This is a genomic window from Bacillus sp. SRB_8 (assembly GCF_003264205.1).
Lineage (GTDB): Bacteria > Bacillota > Bacilli > Bacillales > Bacillaceae_G > Bacillus_A > Bacillus_A mycoides.
The window spans coordinates 1-326 of record NZ_NADT01000175.1 but is presented as its reverse complement, the minus strand read 5'-3'; the positions used below and the strand labels follow the sequence as shown (position 1 = coordinate 326).

The 326-nt window shown below is 50.9% G+C and carries 1 protein-coding gene; it reads right to left on the bottom strand.

Going from position 1 to position 326, the window contains the following annotated elements:
* Positions 1-62: 62 nt before the first annotated feature.
* Positions 63-326 (bottom strand): Ty1/Copia family ribonuclease HI (locus B5P40_RS33195; protein WP_220089786.1); only part of this gene is annotated, 264 nt, incomplete at its 5' end.

Genomic DNA, 326 nt, shown 5'->3' with positions numbered 1-326 from the left:
AGGTACTTTGGGAAATGGCTATTTATAGCCCAATGCGTAAAGTCCGTACAGTCAGCTTTATGTCATGCTCTTGCCGTGGTTGCGCCCACAGGAGGTACGCACTTTCCTTGGAGAATGTCCGTACTTGAGGCAGGCAAGTTGTATTCAACACGCCCTCTCAACTTGCAGGTTGTGACTCCCATTGCGGTGCGGCACCATTTGAACTTGGGGGCGTTGATTGGTTTCGTCAGCGCATCAGCAATCATGGCTTCTGTCGGGCAGTATTCAACCTTGATGGTCCCTTGTTCGACTTGATCGCGACAGAAGTGGAAACGCAGATCGATGTG